The following is a 22,370-nucleotide window of genomic DNA, read 5'->3' on the forward strand; positions in this document are numbered from 1 at the left end:
GAAGCCCGCCTCCGCGGGCATGACAAATTAAGGTTTTCCGGCATAACGCGAGCGGATTGGGCGCGAGCCATAAGCGGCACAGCGTAAGCGTGGCGTGTTGGCGACCTTTGGCCACTTAGCACTTTAGTGCTTATGTGGACATGGCCCCCCTTGCGGGGGGAGCAACGCGATATCACATTTTCATGAATGCTATAGAGCGTTGCGGTATATATAGATTACGTGAGCCGGAACGACCAAACGTAAGTTGGTCGTGAAGGCGAGAGCGAGGCGATATCACATTTTCATAAATGCTATAGAGCGTTGCGGTATATATAGATTACGTGAGCCGGAACGACCAAACGTAAGTTGGTCGTGAAGGCGAGAGCAACGCGATATCACATTTTCATGAATACTATAGAGCATTGCGGTATATATAGATTACGTGAGCCGGAACGACCAAACGTAAGTTGGTCGTGAAGGCGAGAGCGAGGCGATATCACATTTTCATGAATACTATAGAGCCGAGCGGACATAATAAGGATCACCCAGGCAGGGAGACCCAGGTGACCCTTTTGTGTTGTGGTGAGTGCGCACCCGCGCACTCGTTGTGTGTGTGTTTAATTCTTGGGGAATTCAGCAAAACCCACCGGGGCTTTCGCCGCGGAACAGACCTTGCTGATTCTTTCAGCAAGACTCATTAGAAGTTATTCGTGTTCATTCTGTTGCGCAGGTAGGCAGGCAGGCTGAAGTCGATCGTTGCCGGAGTGGCAGGAGCCGGTTCTTCAACAACTTCCTGACGCGTAGCAGCCGGGCGTTCCATGGTCACGGTAGCGCCATTGGCTGCATTGCGAGCGTAAGCAGGCATGTCGTACTGAGTTTCGTAAGACGGAGCTTCGTAAGCCGGAACACCACCGTTCATGCGGTCTTCTTCGGCAACAGCAGACATTTCAGAAGTTTCGGAGCCCTGGGACACCACTTCTTCTTCGGCCGGAGCAGCAGCGTTGAATTCCGGAGAGCTGAACATGGCAGCATTCACAGAACGCATCACGGACGTTTCGGTCAGAGACGGAATGGAAGAGGTCATAGCTTCAGGAGCCGGCTGAGAAGCGGGCGTGTACTGCGGACGGGTAAACATTTCCGTGGATTCGGGCTTAACGGTCTGGAAATCGAACACGTTGAAACCGGTCGGACGCGGAGTAGCCTGCTGGATGCCAGCCGGAGCGGCAGGAGCCTGCTGAACCGGAGCAGACTGCTGAATGGTCTGCTGCGGAACGGTGAAGTTGCCAAAGCCAAAACCAGCAGAAGTAGTATTGACCTTAGGCTGATTGACGGCCGTGCCACCGCAACCAGTAGCGATAATGGTAATGCAAACCTTGTCACCGAGAGCCGGGTCAGTGATATCGCCGATAATGATGTTCGGGTTACCTGCTTCGCCGACCTTTTCGTAAATGTGATCCATAGCATCGCTATGTTCAAGCAAGGAGTAGTTTTCGCCGTGGGCAACATTCACGAGCACGCCAGAAGCGCCTTCGATATTGATGTCTTCGAGAAGCGGAGAGGCAAGAGCCATATCAGCAGCCATGATACCGCGGTTTTCGCCCTGAGCATAACCGGTACCCATGAGAGCCGAGCCACCCTTGAGCATGACCTTACGGATATCGGCAAAGTCAACATGCACAAGGCCATGACGGAACATGATGCCACAAATGCTCTGCACTGCGTTGCCAAGGATTTCGTCAGCCATCTTGAAGGCTTCATCCATAGTGGCCTTTTGGTTGGAGGCCTGGAGAAGAGTCAAAAGTTTCTTATTTTCGACAACGATGATGGTGTCAACAGCGGCACGGAGGGCGTTGATACCTTCCTGTGCAATAGTGGAACGAGCGTTACCTTCGAAGCGGAACGGCTTGGTAACCACGGCAACCGTGAGGATACCGAGTTCGCGGGCAATGTTTGCCACCACCGGAGCAGCCCCTGTACCCGTACCACCGCCCATACCGGCAGTCACGAACACCATGTCAGCGCCCTTCATGGCTTCCTTGATATCGTCCAAGTTTTCTTCAGCAGCCTTGCGACCGACTTCGGGGTCCATGCCGGCACCCAAGTTTCTGGTGGTCTTTTCGCCAATCAGAATCTTGTGGTCAGCGAGGCTCAAATCAAGCGCCATTGCGTCGGTATTGATGGAATAGTATTCCACACCTTCAATATTCATACGCTTCATGCGGTTCACAGTATTGCCGCCGGCTCCGCCGACGCCGAACACCTTGACCTTGGCATTGTTGAAGGATGGTTCCTCGCCCATTACGCGAGACTTTACCTCGAAGTTGAAGTTATCGATTTCACTCATGTTTTTATCTCCCTGATGTTGAGTGTTGATGTTGTTATAAATAAGTCCTGATGATTTCGAGAACACGCTGGAATCCTTTCTTCATGGAAACCGCGATCTGCGTTCCCGTTTCACGATTTTTCTTTTCGCGGTGCTGCTTGTTCGCATAATACAAGAGGCCAATACCCGTTGCGTAAGACGGATTCTGGTAGGCTTCCTGAATACCGCTCATGCCCTTGGGGCGGCCAACACGAACCGGCTTTCCAAACACCTTGCATGCGACATCTTCGATGCCTTCCAATGCGCAGCAACCGCCCGTAAGCACGATACCGCCATTGATAATGGAATCGAGCTGGTGAACCTTGAGCTGTTCATTGAGCTTGTAGAAGATTTCGCCTACGCGCGCCGTGATAATTTCGGCAAGAAGCTTGCGGGAGCAAGAGACATCGCCACGGTTACCCACGGCCGGAACCGGGAAGGTATCGTCTTCGATCAAGTTGCTGATGACGCAAGTTCCAAACTTTTTCTTGATTTCTTCGGCCTTCGAAAGAGCGATAGGCACGTTGAGGCAACGGCTGATATCGCTCGTAATCGAGTTGCCGGCATATTCGTAAGAGAAGGTGAAGCGAACGGATTCATTCACGAACACGGCGATGTCTGCCGTACCGGCGCCAATGTCGACGAGGGCAACACCCAATTCGCGTTCGTCATTGGTAAGCACGGCACTTGCTGCCGCCAAGGGTTCCAGCACAAAGCCTGCCACATTGAGGCCTGCGCGGTTCACGCACTTGGCCAGATTCTGCAAGGCATTCTGCTTCACGGTCACCACTTGGACATCGACGCCCAAGCGACGGCCCGAACGGCCCTTCGGGTTACGGATATGCGGTTCGTCGTCGAGGTTGTATTCGCCCGGGAAGATATGAATGATTTCACCGGCCGAGGCGGGCAAGGTACTCGCCTGCTTCGTCACGTTGTCAATGTCTTCTTCACGAACTTCGCCCATGGGGAGCGTCACGATTCCCTGGGTATCCAAGGAACGCACATGCTTACCGGCAATGCCCACGTACACATCGTGCACATCGACGCGAGTCGTATTTTCAATGACTTGGACAGCCTGTTGTAATGTTTCCACTACAGAATCGAACTCGTCGGCATTCTTGAGCGGGAAATCGCCGCATTCCACAACGCGAACGTTTTCACCTTCGGAAACACCCACGAACAGGTTTATCTTCGATTCACCAATGTCAAGGCCAAAGATGTATTCGTCTTTTCTTTTGTCCTGTTTATTGTCATCCATTGACGCACCTCTTATCATAATTTCTTACATAGGCAAAGCCCGAATAGCGCATATCGACTTCACCTGCGCAAAGTAAATCCTTTGCAAACCCATTTTCAAGAGACTTGTACAGCGTAAACTGGTCCTTGTTCGACTTGAGATCCCTAAAGAGCGCGGTAAAGCCCACATCCCTGAAATAGACCTTCATGCATTCATCTTCCGTAGACCAGGTCACCTGCGACACGCGATTATAAAGTTCTGCATCGTACTTACGCATTTCTACTAGGAACTGGGTTACAGCCTTCACGTGTTCCATTGCCGCCATATCCATTACCGGGAGCCTCATTGCCGTTGCCACCGAGTACGGGAGCGGATAGCCCTTTTCGGAATAGATCGTTGCGCGGCCCTCCGAAAGAACCGTAAGCACCGGCGAAGTTTCGTGCAGTTTGATGTAGAGCGAAGACGGGAATTTCTTTTCGACCTTTGCCGAAAGAATCATCGGAAGCTGCATGAGCGAAGCTTCGACAGAATCGGCATTCAGTTCCGACATGAGCATTCCCGTTTCAACCTGGGCACCTTGCATCACGTCTTCCCAAGAAAGCATACGGTTGCCTTCGATTTCCACATACTGCAAGTGGCGCAGTTCCAGCGGATTGAAATGCTGCAAGTAGAAGCGGTTATGAATTGCAAGGACTGCAAGAACCACCAAGATAATGGAGAAAATCCAGCCGCGGCGCTTGAACCAATGCCAAGCCGAAGACACGCCGTCCTTTACCTTGCGGACGCGCTCTTGCTTGCGCTTCAGTTCGTTATAGCCCATTCGACGGCCGAGTAATGTTGTCTTACGTCCAGTCAATTCTAATCCCTAGTACTTTCTACAATTCCCTTAGAGGCATTCCTTTAAAATTCTTTCACCCAGTTTCCAGATGTTTCCGGCGCCCATGAGCACCACCACATCGCCCGGCTGCAATTCCTTCTTGAGGATCGGCAGCAAGTTCAGCTGGTCGCCCACAAAGCGGGAGTCACGGTGGCCGCGGTCCGAAGCGCTGTTCGACACGAGCGCACCCGTCACGCCTTCAATCGGCTTTTCGCGGGAAGCGTAAATGTCAGTCACCAAGAGCACATCGCAGTTCGCAAAGGCACCGCCAAAGGCATCGTGCTGGTCGCGGGTACGTGTAAACAGGTGCGGCTGGAATGCAACGATAATGCGACGGTCCGGGAAGGCGTCGCGGAAACCGAGCAAGGTCGCCGTTGCTTCGGTCGGATGGTGGGCGTAGTCATCAAAGACCAGGACATCGTTCTTTTCGCCGATGAATTCAAAGCGGCGCTTGACGCCTTCGAATTCGGCGCAGGCCTTGCGGGCGATATCGGCAGAGATGCCTTCCTCGATGGCGAGGGCTACGGCAGCGGTTGCATTCAGCACGTTGTGGCGGCCAGGAATCTGGAGTTTGAATTCACCCAGGCTTTCGCCGTCATTCAAAATTTCAAATACAGGAAAACCCTTTTCAAAGCGCAGGTTATCTACGCGGTACTTGGCCTGGCGAGTAAAGCCGTAAGTAATCACAGGCTTCTTGAGGCGGGCCAAAATCTGCTGCACGTTCGGGTCGTCGAGGCAGACAATCACCTGGCCGTAGAACGGAATCTTGTTTGCGAACTGCACGAAGGCATCCTTGATGTCTTCAATGTTCTCGTAGGTATCCAAGTGGTCAGCGTCAATGTTTGTGATGATTGCAGAAGACGGCATCATCGAAAGGAAGCTGCGGTCAAATTCATCGCTTTCGGCAATCAGGTAGTCACCCTTACCGACCTTAGCTCCACTGCCCTTACCCTTGACTACACCGCCCACGATAATGGTCGGGTCAAGGCCGGCTTCTTCCCAAATAGCTCCCACAATAGAGGTGGTCGTGGTCTTGCCGTGAGTGCCGGCAATCGAAAGCGTGTACTTCATGCGCATGAGTTCGCCCAGCATTTCTGCTCGGCGAATCACCGGAATACGGCGGTTGCGGGCTTCAACAAGTTCCGGGTTATCGTGCGGAACCGCAGAAGAATAAACAACGAGGTCAGTATCTTCCACATTAGAAGCTTCGTGCTTCGAGAATACCTTAATGCCAAGGCCCTTCAGGTAATCAATCACCTGGCTTTCACCGGTATCGGAGCCGCTCACCACGAAACCGTTGTCGTGGAGCACTTCGGCAATACCGGACATACCGGCGCCACCGATACCTACGAAATGAAGCTTACGGACACGCTTACAATCATTAATCTGCATTAATCATTCTCCTTAGAGAGGATAACACGAGCAATCTGGTCGGCAGCATCGGGCATTCCGAGCTTTTTCGCCGCGATGGCCATCGAATTCAAACGGTTTTCATCAGCCAAGAGCTGTTCCACCTTTTCCCACAGGTGATTTTCTTCGGCGTCAAGTTCCACAAGGGCGGCACCCGCCTTCTCTACCACGCGGGCGTTATGTTCCTGGTGGTTCGCAGTTGCATGCGGGAACGGCAAGAGGATCGAAGGCTTACCGAAGGCCAAGATTTCGGCCAAGGCAGAAGCACCGGCGCGGCTGATAATCAAGTCGGCATGTTTCATGTAGGCGTAAATGCCATCCAGGAAACCGCGAACTGCCACATTCTTGACTTCACCCACGCGAGAACTGATGGATTCCACGTTCTTGACACCCACCTGCCATACCACGGAAACATCGTCGCGGGCGGCAATGGTCTTGATGCTTTCTTCAATCTTGTTGTTGATGCCCACTGCCCCCTGAGAGCCACCAACAATAAACACGGCCTTTTTGCCCGGAGCAAATTCTGCCGGACGCGGCAAGGAATCGCCAATCGGCAATTCACGAACCGGGTTGCCAAAAATCATGCATTTTTCTACCGGGAAGAACTTGGCAGCTTCTTCGGAGGTTACAAAGATGGTCTTTGCGTAGCGGGCGCCCACCTTGTTGGCGACACCTGCCACCGCATTCTGTTCCTGCAGGTAAACCGGGATGCCGGCAGTGCCTGCGGCAAGCACAATCGGGAGCGACACATAGCCACCGGTTGCCACGACAACATCGGGCTTTACCTTCTTAATCACGCTCTTGGCGCGCACCAAAGCCTTGGACAAATTGAACGGCAAGGCCAAATTCTTGAGGAACGGGCCACGGTGCAGAGGAACAGCCGAAATGTATTCGTAGGGCCAGTCTTTTGCCACCAAGCGTTCTTCCATGGAATCTTTACGGCCCGCAAAAGTAATGTCGGTCACGCCCATCTTTTTAAGGCTATTTGCAATGGCTACGGCCGGGAAGATATGGCCACCGGTACCGCCACATACGAAAAGGAACTTTTTCATACGCCACTCCTTGAATATTCATAGTTTCTGTAGGCACTGCTTTCGAGCGAAGCTCCGCTCATATAAGGTTCCTTGATCATCTTGCCTGTATTTGGTCTAGAAATGTTCAAAAGAATACCCACCGCCACACAGCTGTAAATTAAATTGGTTCCGCCAAAGCTTATGAACGGGAGAGGTTGGCCCGTCGTGGGGAAAAGACCCACACAAACGCAGACGTGAACCAAAAAGTTGAAGAAAAGCGAGAACGTGAGAGCCACGGCCAAGTACTTTCCGAATCGGGTCGAAGACTGGCGTGCAATCGAGAATCCTTGCGCAAACAGAACCGCATACAAGGCAAGCAAGAAGAAGGTTCCCAAGAATCCGAATTCTTCGCCAGCCACCGCATAAATCACGTCTTTGTGAACTTCGGGCAAGTAACCCAGTTTCTGCACACCCATGCCGAATCCGGTTCCCGAGAATCCGCCGTTACCCAAAGCGAGCAAAGCATGTTCACCCTGCCAGTTCGAAGCGACCATTTCGCCTTCGGCAGCCGTAAACGCCTGAATACGCTTACTCGAATGCCCCGTCATGAGCAGCATGATAATTCCCGGCGGAATGGCGGCACCAATCGCAATGGCGAGGTACTTGTAATTCACACCAGCCGTGAGCATCACGCAAATCACGACCATCGAAAGCATCATAAGCATCGAGTAGTTCGGCTGCATAATCAAGAGAAACGCCGTAATGCCAAAGAAGATTCCCGGCTGAATGATAGTGCAAGCGACACTCTTGATGTTGTCGCCTGCCTGCGAGAACTTTCCGCAAATGCAGATGAGCATGCCGAGCTTCATGATTTCAGAAGGCTGAATGCCCAAAATCCAGCGGTTCGCACCCTTGACACCGTGGCCCGACACAAGAGCCGCAATCGTAAGGACAACGCCTACAAAGAAGGTAATGCGACCGAGCCAGACCCAGTGACCGTAATCCAGGAATCGGGCAAGGCCAAGCATCAGAATCAAGCCAAACACAGCCTTGATCAGGTGCTTCTGCAAGTAGTATTCTGCAGGAAGTCCATGAGACACAGCAAAATGGGCCGATGCCGTATACACGATAGGCACCCCCAAACAAATCAGCAGCAACACAACTACCAGGAGCAGCTTGTTCATGCCGGTATTTGCAACTGTGTTTTCCATTACTTCGTTATATCCTTAAGCCTTGACCTTCGTGAGTTTAAGCATGGCATCCACCACAGTCTCCATGTGCATACCGCGGCTGCCCTTGATCAGGAGCACATCGCCTTCGGCCACGATTTCGGTGAGGGTGTCAATCAGTTCCTGAACGTTTGCAAAGTGGTGAGCAGCCTTCATGCCCTTGGCCTTTGCGCCCTTCACATAAAGTTTTGCCTTTTCGCCCACGGTCAGGAGCATATCGAAATTCATTTCGGGCACCATGGCACCCATTTCCTGGTGCAGGGCGTCGGTCTGGGCGCCGAGTTCCAGCATATCGCCAAGAACAGCGATACGGCGGTTCACCTTCATGTTGCCAATGGTCTGCAAGGCCATCTTGGTCGAAGACGGGTTCGCATTGTAGCAATCCGACACGATCTTGAAGCCATTTGCGTTCTTGATTTCCATGCGCATATTGGTCGAACGGAAATTCGCAAGAGCCTTTGCGATTTCGGCCTTGGGCACGCGGAACTGGAGCCCCACGGCAATAGCGGCAAGGGCATTGTAAAGGTTATGGATACCCGGTACGTTCAGCGTGAACTTGGTGCGGTCTACAAAGAAAGTGGCACAGTTGTCTTCGTTCCATTCGAGCTTTTCGGGCTTGATAATGCCTCGCTTTACGCCAAAGGTCACCACCTTGTAGCTGGTATTGCTGCGGCACTTGCAAAGGCGCGGGTCATCGGCGTTTACAATCAGCACGCCGTTCTTCTTGAGGCCCGCGACAATCGTCTTCTTTTCGGCGAACACGCCGTCCAAATCCTTGAGGCGTTCCAGGTGAGAGGCGCCAATGTTCGTTATCACGGCCACATCGGGCTCGACAGCGAGCGAGAGCGGACGGATTTCATCCGGGCCGCTCGTGCCCATTTCGATAACAGCCGCTTCGTGGCTGTGCTTGAGCTGGAACAGCGTCATGGGCACACCGATGTGGTTGTTGAAATTACCGGCGGTAGCGTGCGTATTGTACTTCTGCGAAAGAACGGCCTTCACCATTTCCTTAGTGGTGGTCTTGCCGTTGCTGCCCGTAATGGCAACTTTCTTCACCTTGAAATTCTTCTGGTAGCCCTTGGCGAGCTTGAGGAGCGCTTTCGTCGTATCGTCGACGGGCGCATACATCTTGAAGTTTTCAATGCCTTCGGCATCTGCATTCACGACACTCATCAATGCTCCATTTTTTTCCATTTGTGTTACAAACTGGTGGGCGTCAAAACGGGCGCCCTTGATTGGCCAAAACACAACACCTTTGGCAGGTTCGCGGGAATCCATGCAAAGATTCACCTTGCGGTTCTTGGTACGGCCATCGACACCTACCGAGTAGGTTTCGAGGATTTCCAAGAGTTCCTTGATTTTCAAATCCAGCTTATACATTTTCCATCGCCTTCACCGCTTCTTCGCGGTCATCAAAGTGGTGTTTGGTCTTGCCCACAATCTGGTAGTCTTCGTGGCCCTTGCCCGCAATCACCAACCAGTCGCCATCTTTAAGTTCGGCACAAGCCTTGGCAATCGCTTCTTCGCGCTTTTCGACGACGCTGAACTTGTCCGTCTTCATGCCGGCACGCACGTCGTTGATGATGTCGGTCGGATTTTCGGTACGCGGATTGTCCGAGGTGAGCCAAGCCTTGTCCGCAATGCGTTCGGCAATCGCACCCATAATCGGGCGCTTGGTCTTGTCGCGGTCACCGCCACAGCCGAATACGCACGAAAGTTTGCCTCGGCAGAGGCTTCGCGCGGTCGTAAGGACGCGTTCGAGGGCATCGGGAGTGTGGGCGTAGTCCACAATCACGTGGCGGCCATTCTTGTTCCAGACTTTTTCGAAACGGCCCGGAACACGGACTTCGGAGAGAGCCTTGCGCATGGCAGATTCGGCCACACCGATTGTCTTTGCCCAAGCAAGCACCAGCATCACGTTGTCTACGTTAAAGTCGCCACACAACGGAGTTTCAAACGGCTCAGCGCTAATGGCGGGCAAAAGCATCTTGAGTCCGTCTTCGGTATTCTTCACAGCCCCTTCGGGCTTCACAAGAGCACTAACGACCCCTAGACGCGAGACAGCCACCCTCCGGTCCGCTCCAATCCCGGCTAGGGAATCGTATAGTTTCAGTCCGTACGCATCATCGATATTGACAACAGCAACGCCGTCATCTGCCAGATAACGCGTAAACAGAAGTTTCTTTGCCTCAAAATAGGCATCCATTGTCTTGTGGTAATCGAGATGGTCTTGCGTAAGGTTGCTGAACAAGGCGCTCTTATAAAGCACGCCTGCCATACGTCCCTGATCCAGCGAGTGCGAAGACGCTTCCATCACCAAATCCGTACAACCGGCCTCCACCGCCTTCGCGGCAAAGGCATACAAATCCAAAAGTCCCGGTGTAGTTAGGGTGGCTGGTACCGAAGTATCGCCAATCTTGTTCTTGATCGTTCCAAGGAGGGCCACCTTGCGGCCAGCAGCCGTAAGCATCGCATCCATCAAGAATGCGCTGGTGGTCTTTCCGTTCGTACCCGTCACGGCATGAGCGTTAAGCTTTGCAAACGGGTTCTTGTAGAAAACTTGTGCTGCTTCGAGGCGGGCGGCCTTCACGTCGGCCACTTGAATCCACTTCGAAGTCAAGCCTTCGGGAGCAACCGTTTCGCTCACCACGGCCACAGCACCCGATGCCAAAGCGGTTCTTGCAAATTCATCGGCTTTTTCACCCGGCATCGAGAAAAACAAATCTTTAGCCTTCACGCGGCGGGAGTCGTCGCACAGGCCCTGTACATTCAATTTCTGCATCAACGTTTCAGAAATCATTTAGCCCCTCTCCTTGAGCGTAAGCTTGCAAATTTGACCCTTATGGAGCGTTTCCCCGACTTTCGGCGTCTGAGACACAACGCGGCCCATTCCGGTATATTCCACATTCATGCGAATGTTTCCAGCAATTTCAAGAGCATCTTTCAGCGAAAGGCCCTTCAAGTCCGGCATCGTCGAAGCGTCGACATCGCCAAGTTTGAGCACCAGCGCCAAAGAATCCGTCTTGTCGCGGCGAACGGCAATCACTCGAGAACCTTCGCCTTCAAAAGTCACCGGGCATTTCTTGCCTGCTGCCACAGACTTTGCTGTCTCTCCAAGCATTCCCACGTAGTCGCCTTCGCAAGCCGTATTCATCTTGACAAACTCAAGATCATGCGATACCGGCGAAAGCTTCGGATGGTAGTAAATGCCTTCCATAATGCGTCGGAAAATCGGGCCTGCCGTTGCGCCACCCGTGTGACCATAAAGCTTGTCCGCGTTCGGGTCGTCCACCAGGACCATGCACACGTAGCGCACATCTTCGACCGGAGCAAGGCCAATGAAAGATGCCACCTGGTGTTCGCGGTCATACTTGCCAGTTTCCTGGTTGTACTTTTCAGCCGTACCGGTCTTACCGCCAAAAATCACGTCCGGAATCTTCTTGCTAGCCACGCGCTTTGCCGTACCGCTGTTCACCACGCGATTGAGCATTTTGCGGATCGAGGCCGCCGTGCGTTCCGAAATCACGCGACGCACTTTTACCGGGTCCTTCTTTTCGACCAGGTTTCCGTCGGAATCACGCCATTCCTTTACAATCATCGGTTCCATCAGAGTTCCGCCGTTCGCAATAGCCGCATAAGCCATCACCATCTGGATTGGCGTTACAGAAACAGCATGGCCAAAGCCCATCGTTTTAAGGGTACGGTCATCACGAGTCAGTTCGTAAGGCATGTAAAGGCGACCGGCTTCTTCACCCGCCAGGTTTTCAGAAGTCTTCATGCCAAAGCCGAAGTTACGGGCCATACGGTAAAGCTTTTCGGCGCCCACCTTGTCGGCAACCTTCGCATAGACAATGTTCGAAGACTGCACCATTGCCTCGGCCATATCCATATCGCCATAAATGTGCGTGTCGCAAATGCGTTCGGCTCGGGCGCTCCAGCTCCAGCACTTGCCCTCGTTCACAAACACGGTATCTTCGGGCACCACGTCGTTTTCAAGTGCCGCCGCAGCCGTAATCACCTTGAAGGTAGAGCCCGGTTCATAAGACATCGCAACGATGTCGTTCTTCGCCATTTTGCCCACACCCTGCTTTTTGGAGTTCGGGTCGAAAGTCGGGTAACTTGCCATGGCCAGGATTTCGCCCGTGTACGGGTCCACAACTACGGCAGAGGCGCTGGCGGCGCTGAATTCAATCACGCCATCCTTCAGGGCCTTTTCCACGATTTCTTGCATGTCGCGGTCAATCGTGAGCACCAGATTCTTGCCGGGCTTTGCTTCGGCCACGTTTTCGGAGCGTCCCAAAATTTCGCGTTCCCTGGCATCCTTGATACCCACGCGGAATCCTTCGTTACCGCGCAGGCGCAAGTCGTACATGCGCTCCATGCCCATGCTGCCTTCGCCATCGTAACCGACCTTGCCCACAATCTGCGAGGCAAGCTTGCCCTGCAAGAAGATTCGGCTGTAGTCTTCGGCCTTGCCGGTGTCGCGCAGGTTCTTGGCAAACACGACACCGTTACGGTCCAGGATTTCACCGCGTTCGGCATAAATGCTCTTGGTACGGGTTACCATGCTCTTGGTTTCGGCCTGGTACACTTCACGGTTCAGCACCTGAATATTAAAGGTCTGCCATGCCAGAACACCGATTGCGCCAAGCACAATCATCTTCGCAACCGAAAGAGCGTCCATATTGATTATATTCATGGAGCCCCCGTTACGCGAACCTTGGTCGGCACGCCATTCAAGTCAAGACCGGCACTGTCTGCAAAGACAGACAAGTTTTCAAGAGAAGACAACTTGTTGATTTCAAGTTCCTGCAGGGTTCTTTCACGCTGCAGCTGCCCGATCTTATAAGAAAGATCCTGGGACTTCAAGTAAAGCTTGGACAAGCAGTTCTGCATATACAACGGCAAAATCAGCAAAAGCCCTGCCACCAGCACGGCGCAGATAAACACCCACACAATGGTGCGGTTAGAGTTGAACAGGGATTTTTGATTTTTTTCGCTCATACCCGTTCGTACACCCTAAGCTTTGCAGAGCGAGCCCTGCTGTTGTTTGCAATTTCTTCGTTAGAAGGCAGAATCGGCTTGCGATTCACTTTTTTCAGGCGCTGGTGATTGCCACCGCATGTGCACACAGGCAAGTGTTCGGGGCAAATGCAGGCCTTTTCAAATTCAGCGGCCGTTTCCTTAACGCAGCGGTCTTCCACGGAGTGGTAGCTCATCACCACTAGGCGGCCACCCACCTTGAGGCAGTCCACGGCAGCACGCAGACTATCTTCGATTTCCTTGAGTTCGCCGTTCACTTCCATGCGAATCGCCTGGAACACGCGGGCCAAAAGGCCGTTCACTTCGCGCCTCTTGTCGGGGAACACGGATTCTATGACAGCCTTCACGTCAGAAGGCAAAATTTCCCGGTCACCCTTGGAGGCAGCCATTTCAATCAGGCGAGTCGCCAGCTTAAAGCCGCGATCCATATCGGCATTCTTGCGGAGTGCAGCGGCGAGCGTATCTGCATCTACCGTCTTGAGCCATTCCTGTGCAGAAACACCTTCGCGGCGGTCCATGCGCAAGTCCAGCGGATTGTCGCCCACAAAAGTAAAGCCGCGGTCCGAGGCATCTACCTGGTGGCTGCTAATGCCCAAATCGTAGAGAATGCCGTCCAAGGTATTCGGCGCAATTTCGTTCTTCAGTTCACCGAAGCGAACCGGATGCACAATGAACTTGGGTTTTACACCAGCAAGGCGCTTTGTGGCAAAGGCAACGGCTTCTTCGTCGCGGTCAAAAGCGTGAAGCGTTCCTTCTTCATTTAACTTGTTTGCAATAGCGTAAGAATGACCGCCACCACCCAGGGTGCAATCACTATAAGTACCGTTCGGCTTGATGTTCAGACCTTCAAGGCATTCCTTGAGCATCACCGGATCGTGATAGAACACGCCGTTTTCGATGCCAGCGAGGGCTGCTTCGGAATGGGCAGCCGCTGCGCGGCCGCTCAAAATTTCATTTGTATGTAATTCGTTCTTGCGGAGGCTATTAATGGACATCGGACCCCTCCGTCAAGCTTTCTCCATAGAACGCGGCATCGAAGGCGGCAATTGCATCTTCTGTCTGCAAGCCGAACTTTTCGTTATAACGTTCAGGATTCCATAGTTCAAGAGTTTTTCCGCTAGCTTGTACGTAAAGGACTTCGCCCTTAAGACCAGCATACTCCAACAAGATCTTTGGAAGTAAAATGCGGTTCTGACCATCGAGCTCCACTACCGTGGGCGCGAGGCCTCTCCGAACTAGGTCAGCTTGACGGCGGTCGGACCTCGAGTCCAAGTCCGCCATGAACTTTTCATATTCCGGCAAGGTAAACAACCGAAGCGTACGATTCGGACCACGAGTGATCACGAATTCTTCGCCCTCGGTTGGCCCGAGCTGACGACGGAATTCCCTGGGGAAGGAAGACCTTCCCTTTCCATCGATAGCCGTTTGGGCTTGACCTATGAAAGACGTAAAGTTCATACTAGTTTGACACATTTTACCACAACACAGTACAAATCTACCATTTTCTACCACTTTGGCAAGATAGAGCTGACATTTTCACCCCGAAAGCATACAAAAAGCATACTTCGGTTCCAGGTCCGGCTAATAGATAGTGAACATTAGTTCACTACACAAAAAGGTGCAACACATTAATGTCGCAGCACAGTCGTCAAAAAAAGCGCTTGATAAGAAATCTCTCGTCTTTCAATCTAGAACACGCTTTGTTGAAAGATTATCTATTTTGGGTGTGATGAATAAGTTAAAGATGGTCTTGGTTTGTTTGATGTTTTTTTCGGCCTCTGGCTTTGCCGCAAAAAAAACTGAATCTGCAAGGAGTGAATCCAGATGCCACTTCTTTTTGCATGCGGGGTTACTGGATGCAGGCCTCGGCTTAAAGGTTCGCCTGAGTCAAGAAAACGGCGTGTACATGACATTCGATATGATGTGGCAACGATTTCGCACGCAGTATCTTCGTGTTCCAGCATTGATTTACTTGGGCGGCAACAATTTCCATTTTCTCACGGGCTTTACCTTGATTAACGAGGCCCAGGGCGCAGACACCAAGACCGAAGTCGCAGCCGGTTTCAACTGGGACTTCAATGAACATTGGGGACTCAATGGAATGATGTTTAATCCGGTGTCAAAGAGAGCGTCTACGGGTAAATCGTTGCTTTTAGACGTGCGCTACACGTTTTAGATTTTCGAAGGCGATTTCATAGCAGAATGAACGATAGTTTTGTTATCGCTATTTTTCGAGCGGAGTGTCTTGAATTACCGTTTTCGCAAGGTCATCTACAACGTTTTCCCAGTCCCCCTTGGTCATCGCAAACTTGAAGCTCGATATTCCATAGCACAATCCATAGGCGAGAATCTTTTCTTCATCTGCAGAAACAATACTATATGTACCATTCACCACTAACCAATGATCGACTGTTGTTCCACTTGCACTGTTATGTTTTTCCATTTTACGTTTGAACTTGATTGGGTGTATACTAATAACTACACCGTGAAGACCGCTGATACGATCCAAATTCGGAATCGGAGTCTGTAAAAAGGCTTCTTTTCCAAATTTCAGTGGAACTAAATTAAAATTCTCATCGAGTTCAACCTTAACAGAAGGCTTTTTTTCGGTTCTTTTTTCAAGTGCCGTCGCAATTTCTGCGCTAAACCACTCTTCAAAATTTGATGTGTATTCCGGAAGGTCATCTGCCACATCGTCAGGATTTCCAACAAATGGTCTGCTCACAAGCACTGTGTATGAATCTGGAGCATTTTTCCATTCCGGGTTCACCAGGGAATGTTTACCGGAACACCCCACAAGGAACAACACCGCAAATGCAAACGCAAGGCCCATTTGACGCATAAACTATTCCTCAATCAAATCCAAATATTTTTCATCATACATCGAGCGCGGTTTCGGTGTCCAGAAGCGAACTCCCACGCCGAAATTCAAGTGAAGCTGCGTAGCAGCTTCTTGGGCGCTAGGTCGATCGTCAGCAGTGAGCTCTTGGTAATAAAAGCCTGTCCACGCGGCCTGTGCAGAAAGAACCAAGCTAATACAATCCGTCAATTGGATCGCTTTGCTATACTGCAAACCAACCAAGGGTTCGAAATCAGAATCCTCCAAATTCGGATATTTACCATGCGTGTTCACAGAATTCACTCCTAGGAACAAATCGATCGACCAACTTTTAAGGGTACCGATAGATCCTCCCAACATCACAAAAAATCCGTTTTCGGCAAAGGAATCATCAAATGTTGTCCCGGGAGCCATATAGTACTGGTATTGCAGGAAAAATCTCCGGTATTGCCACTTCAGCCCCAAAGTATACATGGTAGAGACATCATACTCGTTATCAATAGAAATTGGACCATCCGTTTGAGGAAAACCAATCATGCCAAATAAACTTAACGCCATCCAGAGTTTTCTCTCTTTCAAGTCATTCGCAATACTTTGGGCCGTCTTCAAATCTTTTTCATGTTGTTTTCCAGCTTGTATACGGGAGCGTTCTGATTCATAATCAACGATGACTTGATTTACGAAATCACTATACTTGCTATCGGAATAACGGTTCAAGAAAGCCTTCTTATCGTTTTCAACTTTATCAAAAGAGCACTCGTAATGGAATGCAACTTGCTCACAACCATAATCGCCATACTTGTACCTAAGGTAATTCAAGTACAGCAACGCAACATCCTTGCTTTCTCTATCCACGGGCATGTTTTGAATAAGTTCGGAATAATCCCGATCCTTGAACAAATACTTTTCATCTTCCATGTCGAATTCATCAACGATTTTGGTTTCCGCTTCATAAGACTTCAACGAATCATAGTTGAGGATAATTCCAAAAAAGTATTCCGTGAATCCCAAATTCAGCATGTAGCCCGTAAATTCATCGAGCGACATTAAAGCCCCTTTGTCAAGGCTCTGTTCTGCGCAGTCACTCATCCGGATAATTTCCTGAGAGAGTTCCCTAAAGCATGTCGCACGTTCATCTACACCAGACTCGCCCTCCCAAACCTTAAACCAAAGAACATGTACCGAATTAACAGAATAGGCGTTCACGCACTCGTTATATTTTTGAAGCAGCTTCCGTTTACCATTCGAAAGTTCATCATTGCTCATGCGACATTCGCCCTTTTGGGGTTCGATTTTGGGCTGAGCATTTTCGACAGCAACATCACTGTTACCAGAATGTTCGTAATAGAAACTTGCACCTGAAAAACCGTAAGCGAGCAAGAACAATATCAAGCATTTTTGAAGGATATGTTTCATACAGACCTTTTTAATATCTATTCTACTCAACATCTACCTTGGCAATTTCTCCATCGATTCGGAGAAGGTAGGTTCCAGGTGCCGGAATCACGATGGAGAAATTCTCTAATGTATAGCCGAGAGTAATTATGCGACCTTGAAGGTCCATCACGGCGTACTTTTTGCCGGCCTTGGATCCATTGACTTGGACTGTTCGACCTACAGTCTGAATCACGAATCGAGGTGCAGCCGTTATAGCAATTGCAATCGGCGTCTCAGAAGACGAAGACTTTGCTTCACTAGAGCTGGATTTTCCAACAGAACTGGAGCTGGATTCTTTAGACGAAGAGGAGACCGTTTCGCTCGAAGAAGATGCGACTTCACTAGAAGAAGACACAGCTTCGCCGGAAGACGAAATTTCTTCGCTCGAAGAAGATTCTTCTTTGCTTGAAGAGGATGCAGTAGAACTGCTAGACTGCCCCGGAATACTCTTCACAATTTCTGCGGAGTGTTCATTCAAGTAAGCTATATCGAATACAGGATGGGAATCCCCCGCTTTTTGGGTCCAGCCTTCGCCCGTGACCCAGCCCTTGCTGTAGTCATGTAGTTTCTTCGCCAAGGTCAAGTCCGTAAATTCCTTTTCGGATACGGGCGTAGAACCATCCAATGCATCGATGGAATCCAAGTGGAATGCGTTATCGACCTGAATTACAGCGCCTTCACTTTTGTAACCGTAGAAAGGACTCGTTGAAGATGTTCCCTTGCCCATGTTGAAGGAGTTGACCAAATCCACTTTTTCATAAATATCGCCAACAATGCCGCCGGGATATTTTGAGGTTTTCAATTCGCCAACATTATACGCGTTGTATATGTTAAGCGAAGTCCTATTGCGCCCCACCAGGCCCCCGATATAGCGCCCATCCACAGAGCCCTCGTTGTACACATATGCCAAATCAACCTGACATCCTTTGTCCGCTACACCAATCAGTCCACCAGCATGTTCTCTTGCGAAAATAGTTCCCTCATGACTTGCATGTACAATGAGTATTCTTGCGGAAAAAAGTTCACCAACAAGTCCGCCAGCACATTCTGAAGTACTGGACAAACGCCCCTTGTGGTTTACATTCACCATTTCTAGGGTTCTGCATTCGTCCGCATCCGAATCCCCGAAGAAATAACCGACAAGTCCACCAACCTTCGTTCCGTTGACTTGGTTACCCTGGTAAATCATCGCTTCAACAATGCTTTCGCTGGTAACATTTTCCACTAAAAGGTCCGTTTTCTTCCTGGAAAGACCGACCAAGCTTCCAACCCAGCTGGCGGCCTTGAAATAAGAATCCTTGATGTTCAAGTTCTTGATAGTGACGGTAGAAAATTCGTACTCATCGCCTATGGAAGCAAAAAGCCCTGCGCTGACCACGTAGCCGTTGTCATAGTAAAGCCCCGATATGGTATGCCCCTGACCATCAAAAGTCCCACGGAAGTTCTTGATCGGAGTCCATTCTTGGAAGGATGCGGTATCAGCCACATTCAATTGATCATCAACCGTCACGTTTTTGTTCATTACGATATCGGCAGTCAATTTTACGCAAACCGCGCCGCGGGAAGCCCTGTTGTAGTCTTCTGCGAACTGGAGAAGTTCTCCGGCATCACCGATTGCGTAGCAGCCGCCAGTGACCTGCGGAATATGCCACCATTTTGCATAAAAGACTTGTTCTCCGGAGGCAGTATCAGGAATGACTTCATACAGCTTGCCGGAATATTCGGCATTGTCGTACCAGCCCCTAAATGTATAATCTGCGCGAACAGGAACAGGAAGGGACAATCCAATTCCATTGACATAGGAATCTGGATAGTCGGCAGTATCGCCGTCAAAGGTGTATAGGACCAGCGGAGACGTTTTCACGGTGGCAGCACCACTGATGACCCCCGTAAGCTTAGGATATTCGTCCACTCCGACTTCTTGGCCCCATACGGTACCATCTACATTTTTATTCTTGTACATGTGCAAGGCGCTTGCAAGAGAACCATCCTTGATCTGATTTGCTGTCACCTCAAAATAAAGGGCCTTGTTTGAATCCGGATCTATAAACCCTTGAGTATTTTCGTAGCGGTAGGCGTTTCTATAAACAACCGGAACATTATAGGGGGCATTGACTACGCCAACCCAGTCCCATTCTCCCGTAGATTTATTCTTGGAAAGCGCATAGGAATTTTCGATGCTGATGTGTGCAACGATGGAATCAGACCCTATGAAATGAAGTGAGGGGGTAGACCCGACCAGGCCTCTACCGCCCACATCGATGCTGTACGAATTGAGAATGTTCAACCTTCCCGTTGTATAGGCGACAAGGCTACCCACCCCCATGTCTGTCGTACGCGTGGCATAAGACTCGCTTACATCAAGAACACCGTCAAGGTGCGCACCGATCAACCCGGAAAAATGATAGTAGCCATCGGCAACGGCATCGCTGTGGCAATTCTTTACAATCACCCTCTTGCTGAGCGTGTCAATTTTTCCGATCAGGCCACCTGCATTTTCATTACTGCGTATATAAGAATCCGTAATACCGACGTTTATGATCTTTGTGGGGAAAAGCGAATCCTTGCTAAATACCGAGCCAAAAAGGCCCGCGTTTGCAACTGTCGAGTCGTTGAAATAAAGTCCCGAAATCGTGTGGCCCTGCCCATCGAATTCGCCATCGAATTCTTTTATGGGAGTCCACTGGATAAAGTCGTTTTTACCATCCCTGAGATGTTCTGCAGAGGCCATGACATTCTTGTTCATGGTAATGTCGTCGGTAAGTTTTGCACAGAAGGGAACGATGTTATAAAGGGATGTATTTACGATGTTCGCAAAGCCGAAGAGTTCCTCCCTGGAACCGATCTGGTAACAACCGTCAACCAATTTGGGTGTCTTGGGTGTAATGGACGATGCTACGATGATACCGTCCTTGAAAGTCGGATATGGGTCGACCCATACGTCCTGCCCCCAAATGGAGCCGTCAGTACGTTCGCTCTTGTAGTCGTGCAGCAACTTGGCGACAGTTCCATCCCGGAATTCCTGTTCACTCACCCAGGTTCCGTTAGAATCTTTTTTCGCTCCGTAGTAAAAAACGTTAAAAGCGGAATCCACGTCGCCTTCGTCGGTCAAAGTTGCAGACGGGGGCTCCTTTTTATACCAGAAATCGACAATAGGCATGTTGTATGAGTTTTCAGCAGTAATCTTACCACCGACTCGACCAAACATGGCAAAGTTGTTATCTTGGCAACAATCCCTATAATTTTCGAAACGCCCCAAGTTATAGGAATTCGTAACGAGCAAATCACCGGATACGTTACCGACAAAACCGCCTACAGAAACCCTAGCAGAGCCATGGGCTTCGTTGTACGAATGCGATATGGACGCATCACGCAGGCACCCCGCAAATCCTCCCGCACTAGATCCCCACACGACACTGCCGCTGGTATGGCAATTATCGATATTCACGCCCGATCCATTACCCACAAGGACACCTATACAGTCACCGCCTTCGAAATGCACTTTCTTGACTTCCAAGTTCTTGATGGTTGCCCTGTAGCGTTCCGTATAGGTGATAACCTTTTCATTTACGGATCCGAAAAATCCCATACTGCTCAACGTATCGTTACGATACAATCCCGAAATGCTCTTGCCGCTGCCATCGAATGTCCCGCAAAAATTCATGATCGGAAACCAGGGCTTATATTCCTTTTCGGCGTCTACGTTCAAAGCAATGTCTGCCGTAAGCTTACCACAGGCGCAAGGCTCCTGAACAGTCCCAGGGGCTCCATTCACTATGGCGGCAAAACCATAAAGATCATCTTCTGTACTTATTTCATAACAGTCCCCGTTCTTTTTGGGGAGCGGAGTCCACATGGCATACAAATCTAAATTACCCGACGTCTTGTAATCAAGACCAGCAATCGGATTCCCGGTAAGCTTAGCATTTTTGAACCAGCCTAGGAAAGCGTAACCATCACGGACGGGAATCGGAAAAGTAGTCCTGGCCCCCTTTATATAGCCGACGGCATAAATTTCATTATCCATGGTCACGTTATGCCAAGAAAGACTGAAGACCGAGTCTGCACCTGTATAACCAGTTACCGTTCCGCTGAATACGGGATGCGGATCGGCCCCTACGTTTTGCCCCCAGGCGCTACCGCCGAGGGAATTGTGAAGGCGTTGTGCGATTGTACCGTCGGCGAATTGAGAAGACTTGACCGAAATGGTGTTGGTACTGGAATAGACGTTATGCTCATAAGGTTCGTAGCTATTGACGACCTCATCGATTGTTTCCGCATAAGCTCCGACAATAAGCCCTACATCCTTGATGACAGTTTTCGGGGGTAACGTATATGAATTCCGGACATAGAGCGGACCTTTATGCGCATTGCCGACCAGGCCAGCCGACCCATAGTAACCGCGTACAAAGGCGACACTATAGACATTGGATATCGCGACCGTGCCAGTATCGATGTTACCAATGACACCCGAAGCGCTTCCGCGGCTGAAAAAGTAAGAATCCTCGATGCCTAGATTTTTGACAGTCACCGTGTCTTCGTCCTTGGGCGGCTTGACAGACAGAATCAGGGCGGCATCTTCGTCGCCACTCATGTAAAGGCCCGAAATGGTGTGGTACTGGCCGTCCAAGGTACCGCTGAATTTTTTTATCGGAGTCCAGGTTATAAAAGCCGAACCGTCGCCGTTGAGCGTATCGTTTGCAAGCACGTTTTTGTTGACTATGATATTTGCAGTGAGTTTGCCACACGCCGCCATATTCTGCGTCATTCCGTTGCTTCCATTCACGATGGATGCAAAGCCGTAAAGTTCTGCGGCAGTTCCAATTTGATAGCATCCGTCCGAAAGCTTGGGTACTACAGGGGTAATGGATGTTGCGGCATAAACTGATGCAGCAAGGAATAAAGCGTGTATACAACCTAATTTCATGGCAAGAAATATATAAT

At 50.4% G+C, this 22,370-nt stretch carries 16 protein-coding genes; 1 reads left to right on the forward strand and 15 read right to left on the reverse strand.

Annotated features, from left to right (window positions below; all coding sequences use genetic code 11):
• Window positions 1-676: 676 nt before the first annotated feature.
• From ftsZ to BUC02_RS02750, 12 genes are all read right to left on the reverse strand, one after another.
• Window positions 677-2,323, reverse strand: coding sequence for a cell division protein FtsZ (gene ftsZ, locus BUC02_RS02695; protein WP_073318288.1), 1,647 nt, complete (start codon window positions 2,321-2,323; stop codon window positions 677-679).
• A gap of 34 nt (window positions 2,324-2,357) precedes the next feature.
• On the reverse strand, window positions 2,358-3,599 hold the full coding sequence (ftsA, locus tag BUC02_RS02700; protein WP_073318291.1) for a cell division protein FtsA: 1,242 nt from the start codon (window positions 3,597-3,599) through the stop codon (window positions 2,358-2,360).
• Window positions 3,592-4,398: a cell division protein FtsQ/DivIB gene (locus BUC02_RS02705; protein WP_083564353.1), complete on the reverse strand. Its 807-nt coding sequence runs from the start codon at window positions 4,396-4,398 to the stop codon at window positions 3,592-3,594. The genes ftsA and BUC02_RS02705 overlap by 8 nt, the downstream gene beginning before the upstream one ends.
• 66 nt (window positions 4,399-4,464) lie before the next feature.
• Window positions 4,465-5,847 carry a UDP-N-acetylmuramate--L-alanine ligase gene (gene murC, locus BUC02_RS02710; RefSeq protein ID WP_073318296.1) on the reverse strand — a complete coding sequence of 461 codons (1,383 nt, stop codon included), beginning with the start codon at window positions 5,845-5,847 and terminating at the stop codon, window positions 4,465-4,467.
• Window positions 5,847-6,917, reverse strand: a complete 1,071-nt coding sequence (gene murG / locus BUC02_RS02715) for an undecaprenyldiphospho-muramoylpentapeptide beta-N-acetylglucosaminyltransferase (RefSeq protein WP_073318298.1) — start codon at window positions 6,915-6,917, stop codon at window positions 5,847-5,849. Before murG ends, murC begins: the two co-directional genes overlap by 1 nt.
• Window positions 6,914-8,089 (reverse strand): FtsW/RodA/SpoVE family cell cycle protein, encoded by a 1,176-nt coding sequence (locus BUC02_RS02720; RefSeq protein WP_073318300.1) that lies wholly within the window; start codon window positions 8,087-8,089, stop codon window positions 6,914-6,916. The genes murG and BUC02_RS02720 overlap by 4 nt, the downstream gene beginning before the upstream one ends.
• 15 nt (window positions 8,090-8,104) lie before the next feature.
• On the reverse strand, window positions 8,105-9,487 hold the full coding sequence (gene murF, locus BUC02_RS02725) for a UDP-N-acetylmuramoyl-tripeptide--D-alanyl-D-alanine ligase (protein ID WP_073318302.1): 1,383 nt from the start codon (window positions 9,485-9,487) through the stop codon (window positions 8,105-8,107).
• On the reverse strand, window positions 9,480-10,907 hold the full coding sequence (locus BUC02_RS02730) for a UDP-N-acetylmuramoyl-L-alanyl-D-glutamate--2,6-diaminopimelate ligase (protein WP_073318304.1): 1,428 nt from the start codon (window positions 10,905-10,907) through the stop codon (window positions 9,480-9,482). Before BUC02_RS02730 ends, murF begins: the two co-directional genes overlap by 8 nt.
• The gene (locus tag BUC02_RS02735) at window positions 10,908-12,806 is read right to left on the reverse strand and encodes a penicillin-binding protein (protein WP_073318306.1); all 1,899 of its coding nucleotides are present in this window, start codon (window positions 12,804-12,806) and stop codon (window positions 10,908-10,910) included.
• Window positions 12,803-13,111: a hypothetical protein gene (locus BUC02_RS02740; RefSeq protein ID WP_073318308.1), complete on the reverse strand. Its 309-nt coding sequence runs from the start codon at window positions 13,109-13,111 to the stop codon at window positions 12,803-12,805. The genes BUC02_RS02735 and BUC02_RS02740 overlap by 4 nt, the downstream gene beginning before the upstream one ends.
• On the reverse strand, window positions 13,108-14,145 hold the full coding sequence (gene rsmH, locus BUC02_RS02745; RefSeq protein ID WP_073318310.1) for a 16S rRNA (cytosine(1402)-N(4))-methyltransferase RsmH: 1,038 nt from the start codon (window positions 14,143-14,145) through the stop codon (window positions 13,108-13,110). The genes BUC02_RS02740 and rsmH overlap by 4 nt, the downstream gene beginning before the upstream one ends.
• On the reverse strand, window positions 14,135-14,608 hold the full coding sequence (locus tag BUC02_RS02750) for a division/cell wall cluster transcriptional repressor MraZ (protein ID WP_073318312.1): 474 nt from the start codon (window positions 14,606-14,608) through the stop codon (window positions 14,135-14,137). Before BUC02_RS02750 ends, rsmH begins: the two co-directional genes overlap by 11 nt.
• A gap of 271 nt (window positions 14,609-14,879) precedes the next feature.
• Between BUC02_RS02750 and BUC02_RS02755 the strand changes: the two genes are divergently transcribed.
• Window positions 14,880-15,326 (forward strand): hypothetical protein, encoded by a 447-nt coding sequence (locus tag BUC02_RS02755; RefSeq protein WP_073318923.1) that lies wholly within the window; start codon window positions 14,880-14,882, stop codon window positions 15,324-15,326.
• A 48-nt stretch (window positions 15,327-15,374) separates the two neighbouring features.
• Here the strand turns inward: BUC02_RS02755 and BUC02_RS02760 are convergent, their stop codons facing one another.
• From BUC02_RS02760 to BUC02_RS02770, 3 genes are read right to left on the reverse strand one after another with little or no spacing between them, the layout of a single operon-like run.
• Window positions 15,375-15,992, reverse strand: a complete 618-nt coding sequence (locus BUC02_RS02760; RefSeq protein ID WP_073318315.1) for a hypothetical protein — start codon at window positions 15,990-15,992, stop codon at window positions 15,375-15,377.
• 3 nt (window positions 15,993-15,995) lie between these two features.
• Complete coding sequence (locus BUC02_RS02765) at window positions 15,996-17,405, reverse strand: hypothetical protein (RefSeq protein WP_139260988.1); 1,410 nt, start codon at window positions 17,403-17,405, stop codon at window positions 15,996-15,998.
• Between the two features lie 22 nt (window positions 17,406-17,427).
• The gene (locus BUC02_RS02770; RefSeq protein WP_073318320.1) at window positions 17,428-22,353 is read right to left on the reverse strand and encodes an InlB B-repeat-containing protein; all 4,926 of its coding nucleotides are present in this window, start codon (window positions 22,351-22,353) and stop codon (window positions 17,428-17,430) included.
• Between the last annotated feature and the right edge of the window lie 17 nt (window positions 22,354-22,370).

This window comes from Fibrobacter sp. UWOV1, assembly GCF_900142495.1.
GTDB lineage: Bacteria > Fibrobacterota > Fibrobacteria > Fibrobacterales > Fibrobacteraceae > Fibrobacter.

Excerpts from the sequence above, each read along its gene's own strand:
- ftsZ (WP_073318288.1), bottom strand. The coding sequence starts at position 2,323 with ATGAGTGAAATCGATAACTTCAACTTCGAGGTAAAGTCTCGCGTAATG.
- ftsA (WP_073318291.1), bottom strand. The coding sequence starts at position 3,599 with ATGGATGACAATAAACAGGACAAAAGAAAAGACGAATACATCTTTGGC.
- BUC02_RS02755 (WP_073318923.1), top strand. The coding sequence starts at position 14,880 with ATGAATAAGTTAAAGATGGTCTTGGTTTGTTTGATGTTTTTTTCGGCC.
- BUC02_RS02740 (WP_073318308.1), bottom strand. The coding sequence starts at position 13,111 with ATGAGCGAAAAAAATCAAAAATCCCTGTTCAACTCTAACCGCACCATT.
- BUC02_RS02760 (WP_073318315.1), bottom strand. The coding sequence starts at position 15,992 with ATGCGTCAAATGGGCCTTGCGTTTGCATTTGCGGTGTTGTTCCTTGTG.
- murF (WP_073318302.1), bottom strand. The coding sequence starts at position 9,487 with ATGTATAAGCTGGATTTGAAAATCAAGGAACTCTTGGAAATCCTCGAA.
- BUC02_RS02735 (WP_073318306.1), bottom strand. The coding sequence starts at position 12,806 with ATGAATATAATCAATATGGACGCTCTTTCGGTTGCGAAGATGATTGTG.
- BUC02_RS02750 (WP_073318312.1), bottom strand. The coding sequence starts at position 14,608 with ATGAACTTTACGTCTTTCATAGGTCAAGCCCAAACGGCTATCGATGGA.
- BUC02_RS02770 (WP_073318320.1), bottom strand. The coding sequence starts at position 22,353 with ATGAAATTAGGTTGTATACACGCTTTATTCCTTGCTGCATCAGTTTAT.
- murG (WP_073318298.1), bottom strand. The coding sequence starts at position 6,917 with ATGAAAAAGTTCCTTTTCGTATGTGGCGGTACCGGTGGCCATATCTTC.
- BUC02_RS02720 (WP_073318300.1), bottom strand. The coding sequence starts at position 8,089 with ATGGAAAACACAGTTGCAAATACCGGCATGAACAAGCTGCTCCTGGTA.
- rsmH (WP_073318310.1), bottom strand. The coding sequence starts at position 14,145 with ATGTCCATTAATAGCCTCCGCAAGAACGAATTACATACAAATGAAATT.
- BUC02_RS02765 (WP_139260988.1), bottom strand. The coding sequence starts at position 17,405 with ATGAAACATATCCTTCAAAAATGCTTGATATTGTTCTTGCTCGCTTAC.
- BUC02_RS02730 (WP_073318304.1), bottom strand. The coding sequence starts at position 10,907 with ATGATTTCTGAAACGTTGATGCAGAAATTGAATGTACAGGGCCTGTGC.
- BUC02_RS02705 (WP_083564353.1), bottom strand. The coding sequence starts at position 4,398 with ATGGGCTATAACGAACTGAAGCGCAAGCAAGAGCGCGTCCGCAAGGTA.
- murC (WP_073318296.1), bottom strand. The coding sequence starts at position 5,847 with ATGCAGATTAATGATTGTAAGCGTGTCCGTAAGCTTCATTTCGTAGGT.